Below are 26,703 nucleotides of genomic sequence, written 5' to 3'. Positions count from 1 at the left end.
AGTCTCGAACTCCGCTCATGTACCCATTCACATGCAGATGAATAAGGTAGACCATCTGATTGTTTTCAGGAGGTAGCTACAGCCAATGATACCCGTATACCCGTATTACGGAAAAAAGACGGTCTGCAAAGAAGAGCCGATCGCGTTTCCTCCCCAACATCAGCCTGTTCAGCCCGGGCTTGAGTATGAGATGGTACCAAGGCCGATATTTGAAAATCCTTCATATAAAGGCAGCTGCAAACTGCAGGATAAGGTGGCCATCATTACCGGCGGTGATAGTGGCATTGGTCGCGCGGTTGCCATTGCTTTTGCCAAAGAAGGCGCTCACGTCGTCATCCCCTATCTCTATGAGCACCGAGATGCAAACGAAACCAAACAGAGAATCGAACAGCTCGGCAGAACTTGCCTGCTCATCCCGGGTGATTTAAGATCCGAGCAGCACTGCCGGGAAATCGTCAACTTGACGATGCGGACTTACGGCAAGATCGATGTCTTAATCCTTAACCAAGGCGTGCAGTTCCCACAAATCAGCATTATGCATATTTCCACCGAGCAACTGTACAACACGTACAAAACGAACATTTTCCCCATGTTCTATATCACCAGAGCAGCGCTGCCGCATATGAAACCCGGTGCTGCGATCGTCAATACGGCCTCCATTACCGCTTACCAAGGGGCACCTCTTCTGATTGATTACTCTTCTACCAAAGGCGCCGTCGTTTCTTTCACTCGATCCCTTGCCCTCTCTCTGGTGCACCAAGGCATCCGGGTAAATGCGGTCGCGCCGGGACCTATTTGGACGCCGCTTACCGTGTCCAGTTACCCTGCGGATTACGTGTCCACCTTTGGCCTGGATACGCCGATGAGACGCGCAGGCCAGCCATTCGAGCTGGCACCTGCTTATGTCTACCTCGCGTCTGAAGATTCGAGCTACGTTACAGGCGAAGTCATCCACGTCAACGGAGGAGCAATGGTCACAACCTAGCATCCTCATATGCAAAACAAAATGCCCGCCAAGATCATAAACCTGATCCCGGCGAGCATCAATCCTACAAATGCTTCAACAAATTACTCACCACATGCACAAGATGCTGCTTCATCCGTTCGCCAGCGAGATCGGCATCCCGGCTGGAAATCGCCTCATAGATTGCGAGATGCTCGCGATACAGCCGCTCGGAAACCGAGCGGTTCGCGTAAATCTCGACCCGGCGAATCTCGCGGATAGCCATTTCAAGCTGGCTCACGATGGAATCGAACAGCCGCACCATAATGGAATTATGCGTCGCTTGTGCCAGCGTCGCATGAAACTCCACATCGGTACGTTCCCCCTCCCGATCATCGCCGACCGATGCTTCCATCTCCAGCATGATCCGATGCAGCTCGGCCAAATCCGCGTCCGTCGCCTTCAGCGCAGCGATGGAGGCGTTCGATACCTCCAAAGACTGCCTTGCTTCAAGCAGCTCGAGCAGCGTCTCGCGGTTCATCCGCAGCGACTGCAATTCGGGCAGCTCCACTTCCGGCGGCGCGCTGTTAATAACGGTACACCCGCCGCCCTGTTTGATCTCGATATAACCCATAGCCTTCAGCGCACTAAGCGCCTCGCGCATGGTCGAGCGTCCGACGCCGAACTGCTCCGACATCTCCTTCGTCGAAGGCAGTTTGTCGCCGACCTTCAGCTTGCCGTCAATCACCAAGCGCTTGAGCTGCTCGGCAATCTCCTCATAATGATTGCGTTTCGATAAACGGGTAACTTCCATCGGTAGAATTCCCTTCTATTAGCCAACAATGATCGCGTAGACGACACCGGGTCCATGTACGCCAATCGTCAGGTCGTTCTCGATATCGGCAGATCGGCTTGGCCCGGATATAAAATGAATACCTGCCGGCAAGTTCGCGCGTCCTGCCTGATCAAAGTTTATCAAAACTTGGCCCAAACGTGTATGCAGCCGGTCAATCGGAATAATCGCCATGAGTACCGTCGGCAGCAAACTGACGGAACGCCCTTTGTCCTTCGATGACGTGACTGTAATCGAAGCCGTGTACGCTGCTGCATAATCAGCCACAACAACACCGAAATCCGCTTCCGCAGCACGTGCTTTCCAGTATTCCTCGGGATCGCTGTTCCAAACGGATATCTTCGCATCCGGAATGGCCGCTTCCAGGCCAAGCTCGTTCAGCTCCGGTTGATTTTGGCGGATCACATATTTCGCGCTCATCTCGGCCGCTTTGCCCGCAATAAACGACTTCGCTTCTTCCATATTGGCAAGCCGTACGGTATGTCCTCCGACGGCTTTGAAATTATCCATAAATTTCGCGACGCGCTCCTCGAGCGGCCACTCGAACGTGTGCCAGAAATCCGGCGCGCCGCGATACGGATGCGCCGGCGGCTCGATCTCGCGCGGACGTCTCAGCTTCGCGGAGATGCCGTCGATGAAACCCGTCTGCTTCGCGCGCGACTCCGCGTCAAGTCCGTCGAGCCATGCTTGATGCTCCTTTGACCTAGCTGCCATGTCCACCATGTCCTCCTTTGCCTGTTCCGCGTTCTTTCACGATCGCTTCCATCCGGAGCTTCATCGCTGGATCCATTTCCTGCAAGCCGCTGCGGATTTCCGCTTCCATCGTAGGCCATTTCTCCCTGAACGATTCCTTCGGCAAGCTCGGCGCAACGCGGTACGTGTTCCAGCCCTTCAACGGACCGACCTTCGTGCGGATTCCGCCATCGCGAACGACAAGCTTTTGACCCAATTGACCGATCTTCAGCACGGCTTTAAACCGCTTCGAATTCTTCATCACCGCAGCGAAGCCCTTCATGCCGAGCGCTTCCAGCTTATCGCCGCGACCGCTCTCCAGCTTGCGCCGGCGCAAATAAACGAGCATTTCGTGCAGCGGAATCTTCACCGGACAAGCCTCGTAACAGGCGCCGCATAAGCTCGAAGCATTGGCGATATCGTCCCACTCCGCAACGTTTTTCTTCAGCGCCGGGGTAAGCACCGCTCCAATCGGTCCGCTATACGTGCCGCCATAAGCATGACCGCCAATGTGGCGATAAACCGGACAAGCATTCAGACAAGCGCCGCAGCGAATGCAGTTCAGCAGCTCTTGGAATTCAGGATCGCCAAGCTGAAGCGAACGCCCGTTATCCACGATAATAATGTGCATCTCATCCGGACCATCCGCATCGGCCTCGCGGCGCGGACCGGAAATAGCCGACATGTACACCGTAAGCTTCTGCCCGGTCGCCGAACGCGGCAGCAGCGTCGCCATCACTTCCAGATCGGCGAAAGATGGAATAATACGCTCCATCCCCATCAGCGTGATTTGCGTCTTCGGAACGGTCGTCACCATCCGCGCATTGCCCTCATTCTCGAACAAGACCATTGATCCCGTCTCGGCAATGGCGAAATTACAGCCTGTCATGCCAATGTCCGCTTCCAGAAACCGTTCCCGCAGCTTGCGGCGCACGAAGCCGGCAAGAATCTGCGTATCCGGCTCAAGCGTCTCCCCGGCATCGGCCGAAAGCAGGTCCGCAATCTGATAGCGATTCAAGTGAATAGCCGGAATGATAATATGGGAAGGCGTTTGGCCTGCCAATTGAATGATATATTCGCCAAGGTCGGTCTCGATCGCCTCGACCCCGATCGATTCCAGTGCCGTGTTGAGATGAAGCTCCTCCGTCACCATCGACTTGGACTTCACGACCGACTTAGCCTCAACATGCTTCGCAATATCAAGCGAGATCTTAACCGCATCGGCTGCCGTCTCGGCAAAATGCACATGGACACCGTTCGCACGCGCATTGTTCACAAACAGATTCAAGTAATAATCGAGATGCGCAATGGTATGCAGACGGATTTGCCGCCCGCGCTCACGCCAATCATCCCAGTTGCCATGATCCTCAGCTGCTTTCTCCTTGCCTGTACGCAGACGCTCTGTCGTAAACCGAACCGCTTTACGCAAAAAATCATTGTTCAGCGCAATATCCGCCCGTTCCTTGACCGTGTTGCCGCCAACCGCTCCTGCTCCACTCATGCGCCTTTCACTCCTTCATAAAGAAGCTCCGCCAGATGCATCACGCGCACAGGCTTATCCCGGTAACGCAAATTGCCCGCAATGTTCATTAGGCAAGCCATATCTAAGCCGACAAGCACTTCTGCCTCTGTCTCCAGCACATGATCGCTTTTCTCGCTTACCATCGCACCTGAGATATCGGACATTTTTACCGCAAACGTACCGCCGAACCCGCAGCAATCATTCGCAAAAGGAAGCGGAATCAGCTCCATCCCCTGCACCTGCTTCATCAGCATGAGCGGCTCCTCCTTCACGCCCAGCAGACGACTGCCGTGGCAGGAAGGATGATAAGTGACTTTATGCGGGAAGCTTGCGCCGACATCCGTAATCCCCAGCACCTGTACCAGAAATTGCGTAAACTCATAGGATTTCTCCTGCAGCTTAATCGCTTTCTCAAGCATGACCGGATCGTTCTCGAACAGCTTCGGATAATGATGAATCATACCGGTACAAGAACCGGATGGAGAAATGACGAAATCGCAATCTTCAAAAGCAGCCAGAATCGTAGCCGCCGTCTCCCGCGCTTCTTTCCAGTAACCGCTGTTGAAAGCAGGCTGACCGCAGCAGGTTTGCACAGTCGGGAACTCCACGGTTACGCCGTATCTGGCTAACAAACGGATCATCGCTTCACCGACCGGAGGGTATAAGGCATCGCTTAAACAAGTTATAAATAAGGAAACTTTCACGTTCATCGGCACCTCGCCTTATGAAATAGTTATGATATCATTTTATCAGGTTGTCAGACATGTTGACAATATAAAAATGCGGAGACTTGGCCGACCAATCTACTGTTTACAACACATCTACTTGGAGCGATCCCTAGGAAGCGATAAAAAAAGATGACTTCTGATTCGATCAGAAGTCATCTTTGCTGCCTACACGGTCAAAACCGAAATCGAAGTACGATCCGCAAGCTGCAGCCGCATATCCTGCGGAAGCCGCTGATCCGTAATGATCCGATTGATCTCGCTGATGTCCGCGACATGCGTAAACGCCTGAACACCGAACTTACTGGCATCGGCCAGCAATACTACCTCGTCCGCCATACCGATCATTTTCTGCTTGATGCGCGCTTGCAGCTCATTCGACTCGCTAATGCCGCGGTCCAAATGAACCCCTTTGCAAGAGAGAAATACTTTATCGACATGGTAAAGGTCGAGCGACCGCTCTGCAAGCGGACCGACAAAAGATAACGAACGCTGCGCCAGCAAGCCGCCTGTCGAAATGACTTCAATGCGCTCCTTGCTGCTCAGCTCCGTCGCTACTTTGATCGAATTGGTCAGCACCGTCAGCGGAAAATCCGGCAAATACGAAGCCATATACCACGCGGTAGAGCTTGCGTCCAGCAGGATACGGTCTTTCGGGCGAATGAGCTTGACCGCCTCCTGCGCGATACGCTTCTTCTCCTCCGCGTGCGTAATTTCCCGCTCCGCATACGGAATTTCCGGCTGCTGCTGCTGCGGCAGATCCTTGACGCTGACCGCGCCGCCATGCGAACGACGAAGCCTTCCCGCTTGCTCAAGCCGATCCAGATCGCGGCGGATCGTCTCCTCCGTTACCTGGCACAGCTCGCTGAGCTCCGTTACCCGGATGCTGCCCCGTTCATTTACCAGTCCCACTATTTTCTCATAACGCTCTGCAACCAGCATAGTCATCCTCTTCTCGCGAACTGCTCATATTGCCATCTTCTATTAGATAAGTCCCGTTAACACACGGAATTTCCCATATGCATCATCCCATAATTGGCGTTCCTGCGGCTCGTACACCACGACTGGGAACGACTCCCGGATCACCTTGCGCGCTTCCCAAATATCGGAGAGCTCGCCTTGCGCAATCCATTGTACAACGAGGTTGCCCAGTGCGCTGCCTTCAACCGGACCGGCCCATACCGGCTTGCCGATCGCATTAGCCGACCACTGACACAGCAGTACATTTTGAATGCCACCGCCTACCATATGCAAACCGCTGAACGATTTGCCTGACAGCCGCTCTGTTAATTCAAGCACATAACGGTATTTCAGTGCAAGACTTTCCAGAATGCAGCGGACGATTTCGCCCGGCGTTGCCGGCGCCGTCTGCCCCGTCGACACGCAATATTGACGGATTCGAGCAGGCATGTCTCCTGCATGCAGGAACATCGGATCATCCGGTTCGATGAGCGCACCGAATGCCGGCGCTTTCTCTGCCAAAGCAATCAGCTCAGGGAAAGTGTACGATTGACCGGCACGTTCCCATGCTCTGCGGCTTTCCTGCAAAATCCACAGCCCCATAATGTTCTTGAGCAAACGGTAGGTGCCGTAAATGCCGCCTTCATTCGTGAAATTCAGCTCCTGCGCAAGTTCGTTAATGATCGGACGATCGATCTCCGTCCCCATCAGCGACCAAGTGCCACAGCTTAAGTAGGCAAAATCTCGCTCCAGCGCCGGAACCGCCGCAACCGCAGAACCCGTATCGTGTTCAGCTGCCGCGTACACCGGAACTGCGCCGATGCCGAGCTCCTCCATTAAGGATGGCCGAAGTTGACCTACTCGAGCCCCCGGTTGAACAACGTCGCCGAACAGCGACGGCGAAATCCCAATCGCTTCAAGCAGCGGCTGGTCCCAGCGTGCTTCGAGCGGATTGTACAGCTGCGTCGTTGTCGCATTGGAGAACTCGTTATGCATCTCGCCGGTCAGGAAGTAACGAAGCAGATCCGGAATCATGAGAAACCGTTCCGCGCCTTCAAGCAGCGGTGAGTTCGCTTCCTTCAGCGCCGCAAGCTGGTAAATCGTATTAAACGGCAGAAACTGAATTCCTGTCCGGCCGAAAATCATCTCCGTCGTCAGGCGCGCCTTCGTGCGTTCCATCACGCCATCGGTATGATGATCCCGATAGTGATACGGATTACCAAGCAGCTCGCCGCCTCGGCCGATGAGTCCGAAATCGACCGCCCAGGAGTCGATGGCGAGGCTTGCCGGCGTTTCGCCGGCATGTTTCGCCTTCAGCAGTCCTTGCTTGATTTCATGAAACAAACGGAGAATATCCCACTGCAAACGGTCGCCGACGCCGACCGGATCATTGCCGAATCGGTGAAGCTCCTCTACCTCGATAACGCGATTATTTAATCGGCCGAGCAGCGCTCTTCCGCTGCTGGCTCCAAGGTCATAAGCCAGAATGCTTGGCAAGCTGCATCCTCCTATACGTTAGATTCTGCTGCTTCGACCGGTTCTTTGCCCCGCTGCAGCAATACTGCTTGCTCGTAAGCTTTCACTTCGGCAAGCCATGCTTCACGCACAGGCACGCCGTTCTTCTCGCAGTAATAATCCCAAACCGCGCCGAACGGGTAAGATTTGAATTCCTCTTGCAGCGCAAGGCGAGTCGTATAGTCGCCATCAAGCTCCGCTTGACGCAATGCTTCTACCGGATCCAGCATCGCTCTCATCAGCGCTTTGATCGTGTTGCGCGTTCCGATAACCCAAGCGGCTACACGGTTAATGCTGGCATCGAAGAAATCGAGGCCGATATGCGTTTTGCTAAGCAGATCGCCGCGGACAAGCTCACGGCCGATATCAATCAGCTCATCGTCCATCGTCACGACATGATCGCTGTCCCAGCGCATTGGGCGGCTGACATGGAGCAGAATGCCATCCGTGAACAATGAAATCGCAGACAGTTTATTCGAAATGACTTCCGTCGGGTGGAAATGGCCGGCATCCAGACAGATCAGTTTATTGTTCTGCATCCCATAGCCCATGTAGAATTCATGCGAACCGACAACATAAGCTTCGGAGCCTAAGCCGAACAGCTTGCTCTCCACTGCATCCAGGTTATGAGCAGGGTTCAATTCTTCCTCGAATACTTCATCGAGCGCATCCTTCAACCGTTTGCGCGGTGCCAAACGATCAACCGGCGTATCCTTGAAACCGTCCGGAATCCATACGTTCGTGACGCAGGTTTGGCCGAGCTGCTCGCCGAAATAAGCGCCGATTTTGCGGGATGCTTTGCAGTGGTCGATCCAGAATTGACGAATCTCCGGATCCGGATGGCTCAGCGTGAAGCCGTCCTTGGACTTCTCGTGGGAGAAGCAGGTTGGGTTAAAATCAAGGCCGAGTCCTTGTTCCTTCGCCCAATCGACCCATTTCTGAAAATGTTTCGGTTCGATTTTGTCCAATTCGACTTGCTCGTTCGTATCTACATAAATCGCATGCAGATTCAGCTTGTGCTTGCCGGGAATCAAGGAGAATGCCAGCTCCAAATCCGAGCGAAGCTCTTCCGGCGTACCGGCAGCTCCGGGATAATTACCGGTAACCGAAATGCCTCCTGTCAGCGCTTGGCCTTTGTTCAGGAAGCCTCGTACATCGTCTCCTTGCCAGCAATGCATCGATATTTTAATTTGAGCCAGCTGCTCCAATGCCGCATCCACATCAATACCATGGCGTGCATACAGCGCTTTGGCTGCCTCATAATTGGCTTGAATTGTTTGGTCCATCTCACATGCTCCTTTTATCGTTATTTTAGAGGATGAGCTATGACTGACATTAATGCATTCTCCGCTTGCGTTGCATCCAAACGGCTGTATTGCACGATAATCGGAATATCGCTCAATACCTCGATCGCATAAGGAACGCCGACCGGAATGAACTCTCCGCCTGACGACAGGGAAGAGGTACGGATATGTTTGGTTCGTCTGCCCGGTACGACAACAAGAATGTTTTCGATGGGATTGCGATCCTCGAAGAAAATGGTCATCCGAATCAGTGCGTCTTCCGATGCACAGTTGAGTACGCATACCGATTCATGGCTTTCGAGTGAACCTTTGCTCGTTGGAGGAATGTAGCCGTCCGGAATAATCCAGTGCTTCTCGCCTCTTGCTTGATACATGCCCGCACCAACCTCTCTTATCGTGTGAATGCTGCCGGCACGCCGCCGTCAATCGTCAACATGCAGCCAGTCGTCTTATCGGCCTTGGATGATGCAAAGAATGCAACGCCTTCAGCGATATCGCGCGGATAGATGTTAACGAGCAGCGTCGTCCGTTTACGGTAGTACTCTTCCAGCTGGTCCGGCTCAATGCCGTAAGCGGCTGCCCGCTCGTTGCGCCAGCTGCCGTTCCAGATCGTGGAGCCTTGCAGAATCGCATCCGGCAAAATCGTATTGCAGCGAATGCCGAACTCTCCGCCTTCTGCCGCCACGCAGCGTGCCAAGTGAGCCTCCAATGCTTTTGCCGAGCTGTAAGCCGATGCGCTCTTGCCCGCGTACACGGAGTTTTTGGAACCGATGAAGACCATGTTGCCGCCGATCGCTTGCTCTTTCATCAGCTTGAACGCTTCACGTGCGACCAGGAAGTACCCTGTGCCAAGCACGTTCATGTTCAGATTCCATTCTTTCAAAGATGTCTGGTCAAACGGACTCGAGGTTGCAAGACCTGCGTTGTTCACGATGATGTCGATGCCGCCGTACGTGATGGCTGTTTCCGCGATAGCCGCCATAACCGCTTCTTCGCTTGTCACGTCCATCTTCACGGCAGCCGCACGGCCTTCGCCGTACTTCCCATTAATTTCGCCGGCTACCCGCTCCGCACCTTCCAAATTCAGGTCGGCAAGCACCACATGCGCACCTTCGGAAACGAGGCGGCGAGCCGTTTCGCTGCCGATACCGCCGGCACCGCCGGTAATGAACGCGACTTTGCGGGAGAATTCCGCTTCTGCAGGAGCAAGCGACAGTTTGTACAGCTCAAGCGGCCAGTACTCGACGTTGTAGGATTCGTTCTCGCTCAGGGAGACGAAGTCGCCTAGCGCTGTTGCGCCGCGCATAACAGCAATGGCACGGTGGTAAAGCGCGCCGCTTACTTTGGAGTTGGACCAGCTCTTGCCTGTATTAATCATGCCGATTCCCGGAATGAGAATAACGCGCGGCGCCGCTTCGAACATCACGTCGCCTTCGTTCTTATTCCGTTCGAAATAGGCTTCATATTGTTTCTTATACGCAGCGACGCTTTCTTTAAGAATCGCTTTCAAGCCATCGATGTCTGCCGGGTTCGGCGTCCAATCGATGAACAGCGGAACAACCTTCGTGTGAACGAGGTGGTCCGGGCAAGCTGCGCCGACTTGGGACAGCTCCGGGGATTTCGCGCCGCCTACGAATGCCAGTACATCGTCAGCATCGTCGAAGGTCAGAATCATTTTCTTCGCATCGCTTACTGCGCCGCGAATCGTTGGCATCACTTGCGCAGCAATGCTTCTGCGCACATCGGCTTCAAGCGCCGCGTGTTTCACGCCGCCGAACAGCTTCGCTTCGTTAACGCGAGCTTCGATGAAGTTTTCCGCTTCGGTGATGATTTTGATCGTTTGCGCATATGCATCTTCGGACGTTTCGCCCCAAGTAACGAGACCGTGTTTCTCCATAAGCACGAGTTCTGCTTTCGGATTCGAGAGCACGCCTTGCGCAATCATTTTGGATAGGGTGAAGCCCGGGCGTACATAAGGGACCCATACGAAACGGTCGCCGAAAATTTCTTTCGCCAGCTCTCTGCCGTTATCCGCGCAGCACAGGCTGATGATGGAATCCGGGTGCGTGTGATCCACGTGTTTGAACGGAAGGAACGCATGCAGCAGCGTTTCGATGGAAGCGCGCGGATGCTTGCTGTCGATCATGCAGTGTGCCAGGTAACCAACCATTTCCTCATCGGACATTTCATCGCGCTCGAACAGCGGACGAATATCCTCCAAACGCAAACCCGTGAAATTGCCCGCTTTCATCGTAGCAAGGTCAGAGCCGCTTCCTTTCACATACATCACTTCAATGTCGCGACCGCGGAAATCCTGTACCGTCGTCTTGCTGGACGTGTTGCCGCCGCCCCAGTTGCATACCCGGCGATCCGTACCGATGATGTTCGAACGATAAACCAGCTGCGCAAGTCCGCCTTGCAGCTCCGATGCTTTCTCTTGCTCCCACAAACTTTGTACCATTGTGAATACCTCCGAATGAGTTTGATAAATGATGTTGAAAATAGTGTAACATGTTTGTTTGTTTTTGAATACAGAAATTCAAACAAAAACAAAAATACCCGAAACAGCAGCGAACGAGCTTCTTCGCAGCTGTTTCCGGGTTAGTTTATCGGGCCGGGGCGCCGACTGGGGTCCCCAGTCTGGTCCCGTGATGCGCTTCATGCGCTTGATTATACGAATTTGCTCCATGTAGATCCCCTGGTGCCCTTCTTTCGTTCAATTCGCTCAACTTGCCGAATTTGATTTTCAAGCGAAAGAGCTGCTCCCAGAGCAACACATTGCTGGAAACTAAATTAGTTTTACGAAAGAGTAGCCCACAGGGCAACTCATTGCATGTTAGTTCGCGAATCGTGCCGATGTGTAGCTCCTAGAGCAACTCTTAGGCGAAAAGCAAGCTAGTTTTACAAATGTGTAGCCCCCAGGGCAACACAATGGATGTTAGTTGGCGAATCAAGACAAAGAGTTGCTCCCAGAGCAACTCTTTGGCGGAAAGTAAGCTAGTTTTACGAAAGAGTAGCCCCCAGGGCAACTCATTGCAAGTTAGTCGACGCATCATGCGCCTAGCTCCCCAACCTACACCTCATCAAACATCAAAATAATCTTATTAAACGCATTCGGTTTCGTTTTGGCCTCATGGAAGGCATGGGCGATGTCCCGGAACGGCATCGTCGCCGTAATGAACGCTTCCGCCAGCTCGGGATTGCGGCTGAGGAAATCGATAATGAACGGAAATTGATCCACGCTGTTACGGCTGCCGCGGATTTCGACTTCTTTTTTCGTAAACAGGATGCCCGGAAAACTGACATCATCGGAGGTCAGACCCACAATGACGATATGCCCGCCTGCGCTGACCAAATGAATCGTCTGCTCCATCGTGCGCTTGAGCCCGGCCACCTCGATGACGGCATTGGAATATTCCCCGCCGGTTAATTCCTTCACCCTCTGCACAGGATCCACTTCCAGCGGATTGATCAAGACGTCCGCACCGAATTGCTTCGCGGTCAGCAGCCGCTCCGGCACGACATCGACGGCGAACACGCGCACAGCATATAGCTGCTTCAGCAGAATCAGAATCGTCAGCCCGATCGGTCCCATGCCAAGAATCGTGACGGTCATGCCATCCTTCACGCCAGCCTGCTTGACCGCCTGTGCCCCGATCGTGAACGGCTCGCACAACGCGCCGATGCGGTAATCCATCTCATCGGGCATCGGATGAATGCATCTCTCCGGCACCGCTACATAGTCGGCAAACCCGCCCTGCCCGCCAAAGGAGCCGACGAATTTCATATCGATGCAGCAGTTGTATTTCCCGCTTCGGCAAGGATAGCAGCTCCCGCACGGAATCGCCGGTTCAATGATGACGCGGTCACCGGGCTTCGCACCGGATACCACGCCTTCGCCTACTTCCTCAACCACGCCGGACAGCTCATGGCCGTATATCGACGGATACCGAACATACGGATGTGAGCCGTCATAGTTATGCAGATCGCTTCCGCATATTCCTGCCGCCTTCACGGCAACCAGCACTTCGCCGGGACCGGGCTGAGGTTTCGCTACTTCGCTCACAATAATTTCAAATGGTTTACTGAATACCGCCGCTTTCATCGCAATCACCCTTCACCTTCAACAATCAGCCCAGATGGACCACTTGCTGTTTCTCACTGCTTTCATAAGTGGCAAAAGCTAACCGCAGCGTCCGCAAATTATCGTCCCCGCTCGTCTGAAACGGGCGACCCGACTTCAAACAGTCGATAAAATGGGACTGCAGCCGATAATGGCTCTCTTCATGGTCAAGTTCCGTACGCTCGGCCACGACTGTCTCCCGTCCATCATTATCAAGGAGCACGATTTTTCCTTCATGGCCGTACATCTTAAGCGTAGCCCGGTCCCCATCCACCACAAAATGCTCCACGAACCTCGCATCCACCTGATCTTCGATAATCGGCCCTGTCAGCTCACGTCTTGAAACCCAGCAAATGTCCATGAGGCCATAGAAATCGTCATATCCAAGGGTGACGACGCCGGAATCATCGCCGATCACGTTCGGGCTAAATGACCTCAATTCGGCATATAGCCGCTTCGGCTCCCCGAACAGAAATCGCCATGTATCGTACCAATGAACACCCATCTCATAAAACATCAGCTGTGGCATCTTCGTCAGGAAAGGCTGCGGCAAATTCGCCCCCGGAATCATTCGTTCGGTAAAATAATCCGAGTGGATAAACCTCGCCACCCGAATGTTTCCAAGCACGCCGGATTCGAGCACCTGCTTAATGGTTTGAATCGGCTGCAGCCAGCGCCAGTTCTCCGTAACCATCAGCCTAGCGTCATACTTGCGAGCTGCAGCAACGATCGCTTCCGCTTCTTCATAAGAAGGCGCGAAAGGTTTCTGGCACATGATGAATTTCCCCGCTTGGGCAGCCAGCCCCACCAGATGCAGATGCGTCTCTGGCGGCGTAACGATATCCACGATATCAATGTCCGCTCGATCCAGCATTTCTTCCATCGAGCTATACAGCTGATCGTGCGGCACGCCGTATTCATCCGCTTTGCGAAGCAGCTTCTCTTTGCTCCGATTGCATAACGCGGCAATCTGCACATTCGGAATGCGCTGCCATGCCTTCAAATGTTTCTCCGACCAGAACCCCGTCCCGATTAACCCGACTTTATACATGAGCATCCTCCCATTATGAGCCCCCTTCGGCAGGCAAGCAGGCTGCAATGTTCCAGAGTCTTCGATAATAGGACCAGTCCGCATGCAGCTTCTGACTGTTCGTCACCAGGCATCCGGCCCTGCGTGATTGAGGATCCAGCATCAGCATGCAGCCGGAGAAGCCCGGATGACCGACAGCCCGCGGCGATACGAAATCACCGAAGCAGCCGTAGAGATCAAGGGAGCTTTTCATCCAGAAAACAGGCGTTTTGGAAAACCGCCCTCCCGTCACTTCGGACAGCATGGCATGCACAGCCGCTTCTGAGAAAATCCGTTTTCCATCGAACATTCCGCCGTTCAGCAGCATCGCCGCAAAATGAACCAGGTCCCCTGGAGTCGAATACAATCCGCTCTCGCCGGTCACGGCCAGACCTTCAAGTTCGATAGCAGGACCACGATTATCCAAATCATATGGAAGCGAATAGTTGCCGGGCTCCCAGTCCAATACATGAAAAGTCGTAAGAATCATGCCAAGCGGAGTAAACAAGGTTTCCTTCGCAAACGATTCGAGCGATTGCCCGGTTACCTGTTCAATGACATCCATCAGAATGAAATAACCTTGTGAAAAATAAACCGCGTTCCGATCCGGCTGTTCAGCCAGGTCACATTCGTAGATCGAAGCTCGGCAAGCTGCCAGTTCTTCCGGCCGGGGCCATTTCCACGGGTTCTTCCATTGCAATCCCGAAGTATGCGTCATAAGCTGGCGGAGCGTGGTCGCGTGTCGATAGGCCGGCACAAATCGGGAAACCGAATCATCCAGCGAAAGCTCCCCCTGCTCGGCAAGCTTCAACATTAGGGCTGCCGTTATGACTTTCGTGACCGAGCCGACATTAAACGGCCGACTTCGATCAGGCAGCATGCTGCTGCAATTAGACGTTACAATTCGCCCGCCGTAAGCCTCGCCGATCCGGCCGGCAACTTCGTAAAATGCCGCAGCATAGCAACTCGTTACACCGGACTGCAGCAGCCCTTCCAAGTAGAGAACCCGAGCATCTTCATCAGGGAGAAGTTCATAATCCGGCCGCAACATCTGAGAATGAGATATCAGCATAACCGCTAACGCTCCCTTCTGACCGTGCTTCCTCCAAAATACAACGTTTCCCCCACTTCCATATAAAGCGCTTCGCGCGTACCTGTCGTATCATACTCCGGCACCAGCGCCAGAAACGCATCCACATCCTGCTTTTCAAGCGCATTGGTCAGATCGAGATAATGGGAAGCTATCGCATAATCCAGACCGAGGAACTCAGAGGCAATAGCCGCTTCCTTCGGCGACATCTCGCCGGTCAGCAGTTTTCCCGCTTGAACCGCTCTAGCCAGCAAAGCCTGCGAATTGTTGCAGCCCATGAGTCCGATTGTCGGCGCGTAGAGATCGCGAATCAGCTTCATATCGCCGAAAATAGCGGTGTCTCCGCAATGGTAAATACGAATGCCCGGTTCCGGCTCCACAATGAAACCCATCGGCACACCGGATACATATTGTCCGTCCTTCAGCCTGGTTTGCGACCAATGATGGCTCTCTACCGGCCGCACGATGACTCCGTTCACCTCGACCACAATCCCCCATACCGTAGCTTGCACCTGCTCTGGCGGCAATCCCGCTTCGAACAGAACCGCGCGCACATCACCGCCGCATACGACTGGTGCTCCGGTTCTTAAAGCAATAGCCGCGGTATCGCCAAGATGATCATAAGCGGCATGAGTCACGAGAATGACATCAGGCGTTTCCAGTTCTTCATGACTGATCGGAGCATGGGGGCTGCCGGATAGGAAAGGATCAATGAGAATTCGCTTGTCGGGTCCAACGATTTCGTAGCCGGCCATACCTAGAAAACGAATGCTTGTCGTCAAGCTCTCCAGCTCCTCTCAAGTCCTGCAATCATCGCGACCATCGCTTTGTTGAGCGGTACAGGGACGCCGGTCTGTTCCGCCGCGCGCACGACTGCGCCATTAACGACTTCCACTTCGGTTTTGCGTCTTGCTTCCGCATCCTGCAGCATCGAGGATTTCCCTTTACCTGCGTTTTCCAATATCGTATGAATGCGGTCAATCCGCTCTTCGCGTTCGATCTCATAACCAAGCGACTGCGCAACGGCAACCGCCTCCGCCGCCAAATCATCAACGAGATCAAGCAGCTGGCCTTTCTCTCCTTGATAACCTGCGCATAATCCGGTCAAAGCTGAAGTTGGCAGTGTTGCGGCGTTTAAAATGAGTTTTTTCCATATCTCCGTTTTCACCGCTGCGGTTACCGTCGTTTCGATTCCGGCCTCATTCAGCAAACCGCCGATCCGCTCTGCCGATTCCAAGCTCGCTCCTTCGCTATACGGTCCGACGAAGGTAGCTCCGAAACCGGTATGCCCGACTTTGCCTAGCTCAAGGACGGTGGCACTATGATAGGTGACGCCAACAATGATATTGCCCTCCGGGTAGACGCCGGACAGCACGTCGGCATTGCCCCAGCCGTTCTGCAAGCTGACAATGGCAGTGTCCGCACCGATCATAGGCCTTGCATTCTCTGCCGCGGAAGCCGTATGATGCGCTTTGATAAAGAAGAACACGGCATCCTGAACGCCGATTTCCGCAGGATCCGAGGTTACGCGGAGCTTATAGTTCGCACTTCCTTGCCCTTTCGTATCAACAATCAGCCCGTTCTCATTCACTTGATCGATCAGTGCTTGGGATACGTCGATCAGCGTTACATCGTTACCGGCTGTGGAGAATTTTACGGCAAGCATGCCGCCCATGGCTCCTGCCCCGACTACAGCGATTTTCATTGCGAACTACCTCCGATTGCGTTGAATTTCCGTACCAATCTCACAAGCGTTCCTTCATCGCCAACGTTTCCCGGGACGACACAGTATGGAATCTCCCTCCCGTTTCCCTTCGCCTTCAATAGCCACAGCGACACACCGGGTTCCAGCTGCCCCGCAACATACGCGGTGTCAGCTCCAAGCCCTACTGATGCGACATCTGCAGAGGTGATGCCTCCTTTAGCGATAACGCCATCGCAGTAGGGAGCGACCTGCGCCACCACATTCGTAAGCGCCTTCATAACTAGCGCTCCGATGGCCAGATCGCCATGCTCGGCAAGCCTAACCCGCTCCGTCGCCACGATCGCCAGCTTGCTTTCATTCAGCTTAACCGCTAGTCGCTCCGCGATTTCTGCAGCAGCGATCTGCTCATGATGGAGCAATTGCTGCGTTGGGAGCACGATCGCCGTCTCCCCGGTATGACGCTCCAACTGCTTTAATTGCCTGGAAGAAGCAGCTGTATGCGAGCCGCACACGATCAGCAACCGTCCGCTTCCGGGCATCGCCACGCGTTCCATCGCCCGTGACTTCAAGCCGCAGCGAATCGAAGCAAACGTGGAAGCGCTGCGGACGATGACCTCCTTACCTTGTTCTTCCGCCATGCGAAGACCATCCGCAACACGGAGTAAATCCTCGTAGGACTGAGCGTCCGGCACAACGACCGTTCCCTGCTCGGCCTCCAGCAGTGCACGGCACACCGCAGAAGCGATCCCTATGTTGGCGTAATCATCCAACGTAACGCTTTTCAACTTCCAGCTGCCGTGGCTTACCTCTTCTACCCACTCCTGCATGGTTGCGCCTTTGTAACCGAACACGGGATCCTGCGCAAATTCCGTTGCGGCAACGGGTATCCAATTCGTTGTTGTCGCATCCTCGTTCGAATTCGTGAGCAGATAATGCACGCCGCCCCGCGTTACCCGGCCGCACTCGGGAAATGCCGGTACAAACAGCGCTGTCCCTCTGATGCCACCGCTAAGCGCTTCCATTTCCGCAAAAACGTGCCCGCGCAGCGTCGAATCGCTCCGCAGCAGAAAACGCACGGCGACATTTGCTTCGACTGCCGCGCGCTCCGCATCCGCTTTGATGCGAATCAGCAGCGCTACCGCCTGAGCCTGCGGAAGTGCTCTTGTGTTGGTGAGCACATAGAGCGCGTTTCCTATAGGACCTTGAACCAGCTCGCTCCGCAACGTTTCATAATCCGGCTGCAGAATAACCGATACGCCGGATACGGACTGCGTACCCGTCGGGTCATCATCCAACACGATCGTTATTTCCTTCTGAGATGTCGATTCCGATTGATTCCGTGAATCCATTTCGCCCCTCAACGAGCCTGCACCTCACTTTACGGCAATCCCTCTATTGCTCTTCATTCCATTCCTCGATCAGCAGCTTCAGCCTCGAAGATGCGGAGTCCATATGTGCATCCATCGCCCGCGCCGCGGCTTCCGCATCGCCTAACTCAATTGCCTGATAAACGGCCAAATGCTCCTTATACGAGAATTGCGTGCTTCCTTCGGAGGCAACAACACTCTTAATCCACACGCGCAGCAGGGATCGAATGCTGGTGAGCATGTCGCGCAGCACGGTATTCCCTGCAATCTCCGCAAGCTTCATGTGAAAAGCAATATCCGATTCGGTGTACGCTTCGAATACGCTGTTCGTATTGCCTGTCGTATCGAGCTGATCGACAATGGCCTTCAATTCCAGCAGCTGTTGTTCGTCCCGCCTTACCGCAGCGAGCTTGGCAACTGCGACCTCGATCGTTTGACGTGCTTCGATGAGATCCATCGTCCGTTTCTCGCCCAGCAGTAAGCCCCATTCAATGACCCGCGGCAGCAGCTCCGAATCGGCTCTTTTCAAATAGGTGCCATCTCCGTGACGTACCTCAAGCAAACCAAGTACAGTAAGCGCCTTGAGTGCTTCGCGAAGGGAAGAACGGCCTACGCCAATCGCTTCCGACAGCTGGCGTTCGGCCGGCAGCTTGGCTCCCGGTCTTATTTTGCCGGACAATAGGTAGCTGAGCAGTCGGTCTGTAATCTCCATGACCATCGTCTTGCGTTCAATCGGTTCAAAATCCAGCCCGCTCGCATGGGTCATGTTCGTCGAGTTCGTATTTGTCATTGTGATGCCTACTTTCGTCGTGTCGTTATGTACATCTGGTTGCTGGCTTCATTAGCTGGCCGTATCCGCCTTTGCTTCCGTGACGAACGGTTCCAGCTCCGTTAATTCTATCGGCACGCTGTTCGGTTTTGCTCCAATAAAACAAGCCCTGCGGCGTCTTCCGCCCATTTTCACTTGAACGTTGTGTTCTCCCGGAAGGCTGCCAAGCGTTGCCGGAATGTCTTCAACGCCGAAGCAAATGTGCTGCAAACCTTCGCCCTTCTCTTCCAAATGCTTACGGATTGCCGTTTCGCCAATTGGCTGAACGAGCTGAATCATCACATTGCCCGCTTGCAAGTAGGCAAGCCGTACACCTGCGGAAGGAAGCATTTCATCCTCAAGGAGCGACAGGCCAAGCACATCGGTATAATAAGGCAGAGATGCGTCAATATCCCAAACTGCAATCGCAATATGATCGATTGTTCGGATCAAAATCAACCAGCTCCTCTCCGTGTGCTTACACTTTCCAACCGGCAGCAACCGGATTGACCAATTGGCCAATACCGTCCACCTCTACGATCACATGGTCTCCAGGCTGTAAATATTGAGCCGGATTCATGAAGGCGCCGCAGCCGGCCGGCGTTCCGGTCGAGACGATGTCTCCGGGATTGAGCGTAAACATACCGGTTAAATATTCGATCATCACCGGAATGCTGAAAATCTGCTTCGACGTATGACTATCTTGGCGAAGCTCGCCATTGACGTATGTGCGGATGCGCAGCTGGGCAGGGTCTGTCAGCTCATCCGTTAATACGATTTCCGGTCCGATCGGGCAGAACGTATCTACGCCCTTGCCGATCGTCTCGTGCTGCAAGCGGAATTGACGAGCCCGCTCACTGACATCATTCATGACGGTATATCCGAATATATAATCGAGCGCCTGTTCCTTCGGCACGTTCTTCGCTGTTTTTCCAATGATAAAAGCTAACTCCACTTCGTAATCTGCCTGGCAATCTTGTGTCGGTATGACGATCGCTTCACCCGGCCCGATAATCGAGGAAGGCAGCTTGGAGAATACGGACGGTTCTACCGGCAGCTTCGCGTGCTCATCCTCTTCCGAATGTGCGGCGTAATTAATGCCGGAGCACAGGATTTTGCTAGGCGATGTTAGCGGGGCAAGCAGCTTCAAGCCTTGCTGCGGATTGCCGCTTTCGAGCAGCGCTCTGGCGTTCTCGATCCCTTTCTCGCCATCTTTGATCAGATCCTTCATGTCTGTGTAGGCAGTCAGAATTACTCCATCATTCGTACTGACACCTACTCTGGGTGCGCCATCAAATTCGACCGTCACGAGCCTCATTGTGCGTCATCCTCTCCTTCACCACATGAAATTGGACGATTGGTCGACCAATTTGGTTTTATTATAAAATCCATTTCCAAATCTGTACAGTAGCAACTTTTCGTCCCCTGCAACTACAGACGATTTTCCACCTTTGCAAGACCTATTTCCCTCCTCCCATGCAGCGCATTTCCGTTATGATTACAGGTGTACTCTGCTTGCTTGTTTGCTGCAGGGCACGATTGAAGCGGCAAAGGGGAATAACAGATGAATCCACAGCGATTATTTAACCGATATGGACTTACAGTGACTTACGAAAATGGCGATACGCCTGTTTATGACACAGCAGGATGGGTGCAAGGTGACGGCGGTGTGGACGAAATGGGCCGTTACGAAACGTACTTGCTGCCTTTCCGGGACGCGGAGGAAACAAGCCGGCTGACGCTCGAGCTTCGTTGTTACGAGCACACCGTGAGTGCTTATATGTCGGTGCAATTAAAACAGGATGTCTTCGGCGTGACGCATGCATTGGCAGCGGATGCCGGCATTTTGCTGTCGGTCGGCGAGCCTGTCGGCAGCTTGGAAGGCGTACTCGCCCACTATAATGCGTACAAATGGTGGTGGACCCGGCCTTATATGGCGAAGAGCACTGCAGCTCTCCCGGAGAAAACGCAGGCGCTGCTCTGGAAAGCGGGCGGCCGCTACACGCAGCTGTTCCCGCAATGCTCGAATGTGTTCAAAACGACGATGCGCGGTGACGGCGAAGGACTGCAGTTTGTTATTTCTCCGTTGCTTCGCGGTGTAAGGACGGGCCGCGAGCTGCTGTTTGTTCTTCATGAAGGTGACAACGCATATGCGGTTGTGGAGAAAGCCGCAGAAGCGGTATTCCTTGCTCGGCAAGAGCCGGTTCGGCTTCGCGAGTCGAAGCGTTACCCGGAGGTTTTCGAATATTTGGGCTGGTGCACATGGGATGCGTTCTATCATGATGTTTCGCAGAAGGCCATTGAGGAGAAAGCGGAGGAGCTGCGTGCTAAACAGGTTCCGGTCAAATGGGTGATGATTGACGACGGCTGGTCTCCGGTGCGCGAGAAAGCTCTTGTGTCGTTCCAAGAAGATCGCTCGAAGTTCCCGGATGGTCTTGCCGGTACGGTAAGCAAGCTCAAGAACGACTATGGCGTCAATTGGGTCGGCGTCTGGCATGCGTTCACGGGTTATTGGCATGGCGTTGATCCGGAGGGCGAAATCGCTATTAAGCATCGCGATCTGCTGCAGACCGACACTGCCGGTCGTTTGGTTCCGAGCACGGATGCGAAGATCGGCTTCGGCTTCTGGAAGCAATGGCATAGCTGGTTGTCCGCGCAAGGCATCGACATGCTGAAGGTGGACAGCCAGAGCTCCGTGATCGAATTTGTCAAAGGCCAGCAGCCTCTAGGACAAGCGGCGAAAGGATTGCATGAGGCGCTTGAAGCATCGGCATCGCTATATTTTGATGGTCGCTTGATCAACTGCATGGGCATGGCGCAGGAAAATGTGTGGAGCCGCGTTAACTCCGCTATTTCACGCAACAGCGACGACTTCTATCCGGCGAAACCGGAATGGTTCCGCGAGCATGCGCTGCAGAACGCCTACAATTCGTTCTATCACAGCACGCTGTATTGGGGCGATTGGGATATTTGGTGGACGTCCCACGCGGATCGTACGGATCATGCCGTTCTCCGCGCGATTAGCGGCGGCCCGGTTTATGTCAGCGATAAAGTCGGGGAGACTGATGCTGACGTGCTTCGCCCGCTTATTCTGTCTGACGGCCGCGTGCTTCGCGCCGACAAGCCAGGCGTGCCGACAGAAGATGTGCTGCTGGTGAACCCGGTCGAAACCGCGGTGCCGCTCAAAATCATGAGCCGCTCCGGCGACAGCGGACTGCTCGCATGTTTCCACATTCATGCCGATGCTGCGCCGATCGATGGCGAGTTCCGCTTGACGGACATCGCTGGGATGGAGGCTTCCAACGAGTATGCTCTCTATTCATACTTCGGCCGCAGCGCCTCCTTGCTTGGCGAGACCGTGGCGGCGTATGGCTTCACGGTCGAACGCGGCAAACCGCAGCTGTTCACGGCCGCTCCGTACCGTAACGGCTTTGCAAGCTTCGGCTTGATCGACAAATACGTGTCGGCGGCAACCGTCAAATGGATGCTCGCTCAACCGAACCGCGCAACTGTGCTATTGCATGAAGGCGGCGTGTACGGTTTCGCGTCGAAGACCGCGCCGGTATCCGCCACTGTGAACGGTCAAGCTGTCGAAGTCCGCTCCGAGCAGGGCTTCTACTCTATCGCAAGCGATTCAAGCACCACAGAAGTACTCATCGAAATCCGTTTTGCTTAGAAGAAATGGGCTGCCTCACACAGCGCGCATTTATGCGTTTGCGGTATGAGGCAGCCCATTTTGAATTGTTGGTTGTTATTTCGCAGGTATTCCTACATGGAGCGGTAACTCACCTCTCTTGTTGCTGAATCGCCGCTTTCCCGCCTAAGTGCGGTAACTCGTTCCCCTCTTGTTGACCAATCACCACTTTCCCGCCAATGTGCGGTACCCAGTACCTCTCTCGTTGCTCAATCACCGAATTCCCACCAATGTGCGGTACCCAGTACCTCTCTCGTTGCACAATCACCGAATTCCCGCCAATGTGCGGTAACTCGTTCCCCTCTTGTTGCTCGATCGCCGGTTTCCCACCAATGTGCGGTAACTCGTTCCCCTCTTGTTGCTCGATCGCCGATTTCCCACCAATGTGCGGTAACTCGTTCCCCTCTTGTTGCTCGGTCTCCGGTTTCCCACCAATGTGCGGTAACTCGTCCCCCTCTTGTTGCTCGATCGCCGATTTCCCACCAATGTACGGTACCTGCTACCTCTCTTGCTACTCGATCACCGATTTCCATCCGTCTGTTCCTGCAGATGTGTTTCCCTGGAAGTTACTCTTACTCAAAACCTCACTACTTCCACCAAGTCCCGAGTTTCGCACAATATAGATCTCTGGATGAGCTACTTTCTCTCGATTCGCCGATTTTCGACCGATGTAGATCTTTGAGCGAGCTACTTTCCCTCATTCTCCCACATTGCCACCAATGTAGATCTCTAGGCGTGCTTCTCTCTAGATCCACCATACTTCCACCAACGTGTTGCTCTGAGAACTACACTTCACTCATTTGCATTAGTTCACGGAGAATGTGTTGCTCTGGGAGCTACACTATACTCAATTCCACCGAGTTTCGGTGAATGTGTTGCTCTGGGAGCTACTCTTTACTCATTTCAGCCGAGTTTCGGTGAATGTGTTGCTCTGGGAGCTACTCTTTACTCATTGCCACCTAATTTCGGTGGATGTGTTGCCTTGGAGCTACTCACTTCTCTTTCGGACTGAGATTGGGGCCTTGAAAAGGAGTAAAGGCCTCTAACGGTTAAAAATGTCCGTTAGAAAGAAAGAATTCCAAAATAAGAACTTTAATGGACAAGACTGTCCGATAGAACCGAAAACTAGCCCAAAGCACTAATGGATTCAGCTGTAACGAACAAAAATGACCGTTACAGTCAGACTAATAGCGATAAACGCCTGTAACGGCCATATATGTCCGTTATATCCGTCATTGTATGAGTAGGTAGGCTAGAATTCAAAATGTGTGGGTGCGCGACGCGATGCCGATTCCGTGGTTCATGGGTGCGTGTGGTGCGTGGGTTCGACGGGGTGCTGGTGCGGGGGGTCGTGGGTGCGGGGGGTGCGGGGGGGGTCGTGGGGTCGTGGGTTCGTGGGTGCGGGGGTGCGGGGGTGCGGGGGTTCGACGAGTTCGACGGGTTCGATGGGTTCGACGGGTTCGACGGGTTCGACGGGTTCGACGGGTTCGTGGATTCGTGGATTCGTGGATTCGTGGATTCGTGGATTCGTGGATTCGTGGGTTCGGGTGGTGCGAGGATGCTTGGTGCGCGGGGGCGGAGGGCATCGTGTTTGAGATTGCAAATGCGGCGAGTGACTCCCTCCACAACAACAAAAACACCCGCGAGTCAACGAATCGACCAGCGGGCATCTCTACATCAATCTATGTCGTTACAGCATCCTTCTTCGCTGCACCGGTAAGAAACTCCAGCACACGAGGCAGCTTCATGTTCCAGTAGCCCCACTCGTGCAAGCCTGTTTCTTCCTCATACGTGAGCTCGATGCCCAGCGTCTTGATATGGTTTAAGAAGCGGATATTGTCGGCATAGAGGAAGTCCTCCGTGCCGCAGCATTGGTACAGCGCAGGGAGCTCTTTGCCGGATTTCGCTGCGACATTCGCAAGGTGGAACAAGTCGTCCTTATGCTCCTTCGTGCCTGCTACATCACCGAAAATATCGGCGAACTCGCTGCCTTCAAACAAATTCTCAATCGCGCGGATATCCAGCGCGCCGGAGAAGCTTGCCGCGGCAGCGTAACGCTCCGGATAAGCCAGCGCCAGCTTCATTGCGCCGTAACCGCCCATCGATAAGCCGGCTGCAAAGGTATCTTCTCTGCGGTCCGAAATCGGGAACATCGCTTTCACGATCTTCGGAAGCTCCTCGCTCACATACGTCCAATACTTCCGGCCATGCGCCATATCGGAGTAGAAGCTGCGGTGCACGTTCGGCATGACGACGAACATGCGGTATTTGGAAAGCTGGTACTCCAGGGTCGTCTGGCGTAGCCACGTGTTTTCGTTATCGCTCAAACCATGGAGCATGTACAGCACCGGCAGCTTCTCGCCCGGCTGCACGTCCTGCGGCATCACGATGGACACCGAGGAGGTCATCCCCAATACGCTTGAAAAAAAATCCATATGAATGACTGCCATCGTTCATTCTCCTCCTGTAGCTGCGATGGAATTCGCAATCGTTTCTATAGCGCCTGAGCCTCATCATAACGAAGCAACCGTACTCCGCCGCTCTGAACCGTGTCCAATACACGCTTATCCGTAAACATCAAACGCTCCCAGTGGCGATCTTGCGCAACCTTCGTACCCGGATAATCCGAATTTCCCCAGCCCCGAGTCTCTTCATCGTCATAGCCGGGATGGCCGACGATCAAATACTGCCCCGGCGCGGCGTGCTTCAGCCGAGCGACGAACTGATCCACCGGATCCCCCGCCTCTACGTCTTCGCCCGCACCCTGACCTGTACCTGCGCTCGAACCCGCTCCCGCACCATCTCCGCCAATCTCAGGCAATCTGCCCGTAAACGGACGATGACTGATAAGCCCCTCTTGCACGCACCATGCGTCTAAAGCCGCATCAAGCCCTTTAACCGCCCACTCGAAGAACATATGCGAATCGGCATACGTAATTTCAAATCCGGCTGCTCGAAGCTTGTCCAGCTGCGCCTTCATCTCGTTTAAAATCTGCTCGACATCCGGCGGCGCGGCAAGCCACAGCCCCGGATGCTGCATGAAATAACCATCGGCATCGACAAGTGTCGATACTTCCGATGCCGGGAGCAGCGGCTTCCAGCGGAACGTCTCCCATTCCGCGTTCATCGTAGCATGAAGACCGAAGCAGATGCTTCGGTCTCCGGCAAACAAAGCCGCCGCGTGATCAAGCGCGGCGCCTGTCGCCATCACGGAGACGTTGCGCACGATGCCGTGCTTGCAGCTCTCCGCGATCGCTAAGTTATGGGACTCGCTATTGCCGCAATCATCGGCTCTTGCAATTAAAGAAACTGCACTTTCCGCAATCCCCGTACCATTCGTACTGTTCTTACTGTTCGTCATGAAAGATCCTCGTTTCCCGTTGGATTTATTCTTTGACAGAACCCATCGTTATCCCCGTGATGAAATAGCGCTGAAGCAGCGGATAAATAATGAGAATCGGCAGCATCGTTACGGCGATTTTAGCCGAATTAAGCGTCTCGCTCGATACTTTCGTAAGCTGGCTTACGTTCTCTGTGGTGATTTTCGTCGGATCGATCGTTACAACGACCTGCTGCAGATACGTTTGCAGTGGAATCAAGTTGCTCTTCGTCACATAGATCATCGCCGAGAAGTATTCATTCCAGGTGCTGACGATGTTAAAGAGCGTAATCGTTGCAAGTACCGGCAGCGATAGCGGCAAGTAAATGAGAACGAGCTTGCGCCAAGCGCCCGCTCCGTCCATACCAGCCGATTCGTCCAATTCCTTCGGCAGGTTACGGAAGAAGTTCATCACCAGAATAGCGTTATACACGTTAACTAGACCCGGCAGAATCAGCACCCAGAAGTTGTTCATCATGCCGAGGGATTTGATTGTCAGATACGTAGGCACGAGACCTCCGTTAAACATCATGACGAATACGAATACCCACATGTAGACGTTCCGCGATTTGAACTGTCTGGTTTCCCGTGATAGCGGGTACGACATCAATACAGTAACGAGCAAGCTAAATCCAGTATAAGTGACGGTACGTTTTACCGAAACCCAGAAAGAGAGAAAGAATTGCTTATCCGTGAACACTTTTTGATAAGAGCTGATATCAAAGCCTTTCGGCCACAGAAAAACTTGTCCGGCCATAGCGAAGGAAGCTTTACTCAGCGACAACGCCAGCGTATGAATAATAGGCGCAACGGACAGAAGAGAGATAACTGCCATGAACAGCAGCAACAGCACATCGAATGACCGCGAACCGAGCGTTTTATTTTGAACCATACCTTTTCACCTCGCTTGTATA

The 26,703-nt window shown here is 53.8% G+C and carries 24 protein-coding genes; 2 read left to right on the top strand and 22 right to left on the bottom strand.

Annotated features, from left to right (window positions below; genetic code table 11):
• Nucleotides 1-85 precede the first annotated feature (85 nt).
• Nucleotides 86-985 carry an SDR family oxidoreductase gene (locus tag BM412_RS03680; protein ID WP_091214105.1) on the top strand — a complete coding sequence of 300 codons (900 nt, stop codon included), beginning with the start codon at nt 86-88 and terminating at the stop codon, nt 983-985.
• Nucleotides 986-1,049: 64 nt separating this feature from the next.
• Here BM412_RS03680 and BM412_RS03675 read toward each other — a convergent pair whose 3' ends face one another.
• The 18 genes from BM412_RS03675 to BM412_RS03590 all read right to left on the bottom strand — a co-directional run bounded on the left by BM412_RS03675 (nt 1,050) and on the right by BM412_RS03590 (nt 20,034).
• Entirely contained in the window at nt 1,050-1,757 is a 708-nt protein-coding gene (locus BM412_RS03675; RefSeq protein ID WP_091214102.1) for a FadR/GntR family transcriptional regulator, read from the bottom strand.
• A gap of 18 nt (nt 1,758-1,775) precedes the next feature.
• The gene (locus BM412_RS03670) at nt 1,776-2,510 is read right to left on the bottom strand and encodes a LutC/YkgG family protein (protein WP_091214099.1); all 735 of its coding nucleotides are present in this window, start codon (nt 2,508-2,510) and stop codon (nt 1,776-1,778) included.
• A complete protein-coding gene (locus tag BM412_RS03665; RefSeq protein ID WP_091214096.1) occupies nt 2,500-4,029 on the bottom strand; it encodes a LutB/LldF family L-lactate oxidation iron-sulfur protein in 1,530 nt (509 codons plus the stop codon). The genes BM412_RS03670 and BM412_RS03665 overlap by 11 nt, the downstream gene beginning before the upstream one ends.
• Entirely contained in the window at nt 4,026-4,754 is a 729-nt protein-coding gene (locus BM412_RS03660) for a (Fe-S)-binding protein (protein WP_091220147.1), read from the bottom strand. The genes BM412_RS03665 and BM412_RS03660 overlap by 4 nt, the downstream gene beginning before the upstream one ends.
• A gap of 189 nt (nt 4,755-4,943) precedes the next feature.
• The gene (locus BM412_RS03655) at nt 4,944-5,717 is read right to left on the bottom strand and encodes a DeoR/GlpR family DNA-binding transcription regulator (protein WP_091214093.1); all 774 of its coding nucleotides are present in this window, start codon (nt 5,715-5,717) and stop codon (nt 4,944-4,946) included.
• A 42-nt stretch (nt 5,718-5,759) separates the two neighbouring features.
• Nucleotides 5,760-7,232: a rhamnulokinase gene (locus BM412_RS03650; protein WP_091214091.1), complete on the bottom strand. Its 1,473-nt coding sequence runs from the start codon at nt 7,230-7,232 to the stop codon at nt 5,760-5,762.
• An 11-nt stretch (nt 7,233-7,243) separates the two neighbouring features.
• Entirely contained in the window at nt 7,244-8,536 is a 1,293-nt protein-coding gene (gene rhaA, locus BM412_RS03645) for an L-rhamnose isomerase (protein WP_091214088.1), read from the bottom strand.
• A gap of 20 nt (nt 8,537-8,556) precedes the next feature.
• Nucleotides 8,557-8,928, bottom strand: a complete 372-nt coding sequence (locus BM412_RS03640; protein WP_091214085.1) for a sensory rhodopsin transducer — start codon at nt 8,926-8,928, stop codon at nt 8,557-8,559.
• Nucleotides 8,929-8,945: 17 nt separating this feature from the next.
• Nucleotides 8,946-11,015, bottom strand: coding sequence for a bifunctional aldolase/short-chain dehydrogenase (locus BM412_RS03635; protein WP_091214083.1), 2,070 nt, complete (start codon nt 11,013-11,015; stop codon nt 8,946-8,948).
• Between the two features lie 612 nt (nt 11,016-11,627).
• Nucleotides 11,628-12,659, bottom strand: a complete 1,032-nt coding sequence (locus tag BM412_RS03630) for a zinc-binding alcohol dehydrogenase family protein (RefSeq protein WP_091214080.1) — start codon at nt 12,657-12,659, stop codon at nt 11,628-11,630.
• 25 nt (nt 12,660-12,684) lie between these two features.
• Nucleotides 12,685-13,728, bottom strand: a complete 1,044-nt coding sequence (locus tag BM412_RS03625; protein WP_256256103.1) for a Gfo/Idh/MocA family protein — start codon at nt 13,726-13,728, stop codon at nt 12,685-12,687.
• A 13-nt stretch (nt 13,729-13,741) separates the two neighbouring features.
• Nucleotides 13,742-14,818, bottom strand: a complete 1,077-nt coding sequence (locus BM412_RS03620; protein WP_091214075.1) for a serine hydrolase domain-containing protein — start codon at nt 14,816-14,818, stop codon at nt 13,742-13,744.
• 5 nt (nt 14,819-14,823) lie between these two features.
• Nucleotides 14,824-15,618: an MBL fold metallo-hydrolase gene (locus BM412_RS03615; protein WP_091214072.1), complete on the bottom strand. Its 795-nt coding sequence runs from the start codon at nt 15,616-15,618 to the stop codon at nt 14,824-14,826.
• Nucleotides 15,615-16,541 carry a ketopantoate reductase family protein gene (locus tag BM412_RS03610; protein ID WP_091214069.1) on the bottom strand — a complete coding sequence of 309 codons (927 nt, stop codon included), beginning with the start codon at nt 16,539-16,541 and terminating at the stop codon, nt 15,615-15,617. The genes BM412_RS03615 and BM412_RS03610 overlap by 4 nt, the downstream gene beginning before the upstream one ends.
• Nucleotides 16,538-17,890 (bottom strand): four-carbon acid sugar kinase family protein, encoded by a 1,353-nt coding sequence (locus BM412_RS03605; RefSeq protein WP_091214067.1) that lies wholly within the window; start codon nt 17,888-17,890, stop codon nt 16,538-16,540. Before BM412_RS03605 ends, BM412_RS03610 begins: the two co-directional genes overlap by 4 nt.
• Nucleotides 17,891-17,933: 43 nt before the next feature.
• On the bottom strand, nt 17,934-18,698 hold the full coding sequence (locus BM412_RS03600; RefSeq protein ID WP_218163118.1) for a FadR/GntR family transcriptional regulator: 765 nt from the start codon (nt 18,696-18,698) through the stop codon (nt 17,934-17,936).
• 51 nt (nt 18,699-18,749) lie between these two features.
• Nucleotides 18,750-19,169, bottom strand: a complete 420-nt coding sequence (locus tag BM412_RS03595) for a VOC family protein (protein WP_177245644.1) — start codon at nt 19,167-19,169, stop codon at nt 18,750-18,752.
• A 25-nt stretch (nt 19,170-19,194) separates the two neighbouring features.
• Complete coding sequence (locus BM412_RS03590; protein WP_091214063.1) at nt 19,195-20,034, bottom strand: fumarylacetoacetate hydrolase family protein; 840 nt, start codon at nt 20,032-20,034, stop codon at nt 19,195-19,197.
• A 246-nt stretch (nt 20,035-20,280) separates the two neighbouring features.
• Between BM412_RS03590 and BM412_RS03585 the strand changes: the two genes are divergently transcribed.
• Nucleotides 20,281-22,392, top strand: coding sequence for a Sip1-related alpha-galactosidase (locus BM412_RS03585; protein ID WP_091214060.1), 2,112 nt, complete (start codon nt 20,281-20,283; stop codon nt 22,390-22,392).
• 227 nt (nt 22,393-22,619) lie between these two features.
• Here BM412_RS03585 and BM412_RS31765 read toward each other — a convergent pair whose 3' ends face one another.
• From BM412_RS31765 to BM412_RS03565, 4 genes are all read right to left on the bottom strand, one after another.
• Complete coding sequence (locus BM412_RS31765) at nt 22,620-22,943, bottom strand: hypothetical protein (RefSeq protein WP_143111559.1); 324 nt, start codon at nt 22,941-22,943, stop codon at nt 22,620-22,622.
• A 1,149-nt stretch (nt 22,944-24,092) separates the two neighbouring features.
• The gene (locus BM412_RS03575) at nt 24,093-24,860 is read right to left on the bottom strand and encodes an alpha/beta hydrolase (RefSeq protein WP_091214056.1); all 768 of its coding nucleotides are present in this window, start codon (nt 24,858-24,860) and stop codon (nt 24,093-24,095) included.
• Between the two features lie 44 nt (nt 24,861-24,904).
• Complete coding sequence (locus BM412_RS03570; RefSeq protein WP_091214053.1) at nt 24,905-25,771, bottom strand: ChbG/HpnK family deacetylase; 867 nt, start codon at nt 25,769-25,771, stop codon at nt 24,905-24,907.
• Between the two features lie 25 nt (nt 25,772-25,796).
• Nucleotides 25,797-26,681, bottom strand: a complete 885-nt coding sequence (locus BM412_RS03565; protein ID WP_091214051.1) for a carbohydrate ABC transporter permease — start codon at nt 26,679-26,681, stop codon at nt 25,797-25,799.
• Nucleotides 26,682-26,703: the final 22 nt, after the last annotated feature.

Source organism: Paenibacillus sp. BC26 (genome assembly GCF_900116125.1).
GTDB classification, from domain to species: domain Bacteria; phylum Bacillota; class Bacilli; order Paenibacillales; family Paenibacillaceae; genus Paenibacillus_Z; species Paenibacillus_Z lignilyticus.
This window is presented reverse-complemented; position numbering and strand designations above follow the sequence as displayed.

What these genes read in the sequence shown, in the direction of transcription:
- BM412_RS03605 (WP_091214067.1), bottom strand. Translation starts at nt 17,890, where the DNA reads ATGGATTCACGGAATCAATCGGAATCGACATCTCAGAAGGAAATAACG.
- BM412_RS03565 (WP_091214051.1), bottom strand. Translation starts at nt 26,681, where the DNA reads ATGGTTCAAAATAAAACGCTCGGTTCGCGGTCATTCGATGTGCTGTTG.
- BM412_RS03600 (WP_218163118.1), bottom strand. Translation starts at nt 18,698, where the DNA reads ATGACAAATACGAACTCGACGAACATGACCCATGCGAGCGGGCTGGAT.
- BM412_RS03590 (WP_091214063.1), bottom strand. Translation starts at nt 20,034, where the DNA reads ATGAGGCTCGTGACGGTCGAATTTGATGGCGCACCCAGAGTAGGTGTC.
- BM412_RS03640 (WP_091214085.1), bottom strand. Translation starts at nt 8,928, where the DNA reads ATGTATCAAGCAAGAGGCGAGAAGCACTGGATTATTCCGGACGGCTAC.
- BM412_RS03655 (WP_091214093.1), bottom strand. Translation starts at nt 5,717, where the DNA reads ATGCTGGTTGCAGAGCGTTATGAGAAAATAGTGGGACTGGTAAATGAA.
- BM412_RS03665 (WP_091214096.1), bottom strand. Translation starts at nt 4,029, where the DNA reads ATGAGTGGAGCAGGAGCGGTTGGCGGCAACACGGTCAAGGAACGGGCG.
- BM412_RS03575 (WP_091214056.1), bottom strand. Translation starts at nt 24,860, where the DNA reads ATGGCAGTCATTCATATGGATTTTTTTTCAAGCGTATTGGGGATGACC.
- BM412_RS03675 (WP_091214102.1), bottom strand. Translation starts at nt 1,757, where the DNA reads ATGGAAGTTACCCGTTTATCGAAACGCAATCATTATGAGGAGATTGCC.
- BM412_RS03625 (WP_256256103.1), bottom strand. Translation starts at nt 13,728, where the DNA reads ATGTATAAAGTCGGGTTAATCGGGACGGGGTTCTGGTCGGAGAAACAT.
- BM412_RS03585 (WP_091214060.1), top strand. Translation starts at nt 20,281, where the DNA reads ATGAATCCACAGCGATTATTTAACCGATATGGACTTACAGTGACTTAC.
- BM412_RS03620 (WP_091214075.1), bottom strand. Translation starts at nt 14,818, where the DNA reads ATGCTGATATCTCATTCTCAGATGTTGCGGCCGGATTATGAACTTCTC.
- BM412_RS03670 (WP_091214099.1), bottom strand. Translation starts at nt 2,510, where the DNA reads ATGGCAGCTAGGTCAAAGGAGCATCAAGCATGGCTCGACGGACTTGAC.
- BM412_RS03570 (WP_091214053.1), bottom strand. Translation starts at nt 25,771, where the DNA reads ATGACGAACAGTAAGAACAGTACGAATGGTACGGGGATTGCGGAAAGT.
- BM412_RS03630 (WP_091214080.1), bottom strand. Translation starts at nt 12,659, where the DNA reads ATGAAAGCGGCGGTATTCAGTAAACCATTTGAAATTATTGTGAGCGAA.
- rhaA (WP_091214088.1), bottom strand. Translation starts at nt 8,536, where the DNA reads ATGGACCAAACAATTCAAGCCAATTATGAGGCAGCCAAAGCGCTGTAT.
- BM412_RS31765 (WP_143111559.1), bottom strand. Translation starts at nt 22,943, where the DNA reads ATGGAAATCGGTGATCGAGTAGCAAGAGAGGTAGCAGGTACCGTACAT.
- BM412_RS03680 (WP_091214105.1), top strand. Translation starts at nt 86, where the DNA reads ATGATACCCGTATACCCGTATTACGGAAAAAAGACGGTCTGCAAAGAA.
- BM412_RS03610 (WP_091214069.1), bottom strand. Translation starts at nt 16,541, where the DNA reads ATGAAAATCGCTGTAGTCGGGGCAGGAGCCATGGGCGGCATGCTTGCC.
- BM412_RS03635 (WP_091214083.1), bottom strand. Translation starts at nt 11,015, where the DNA reads ATGGTACAAAGTTTGTGGGAGCAAGAGAAAGCATCGGAGCTGCAAGGC.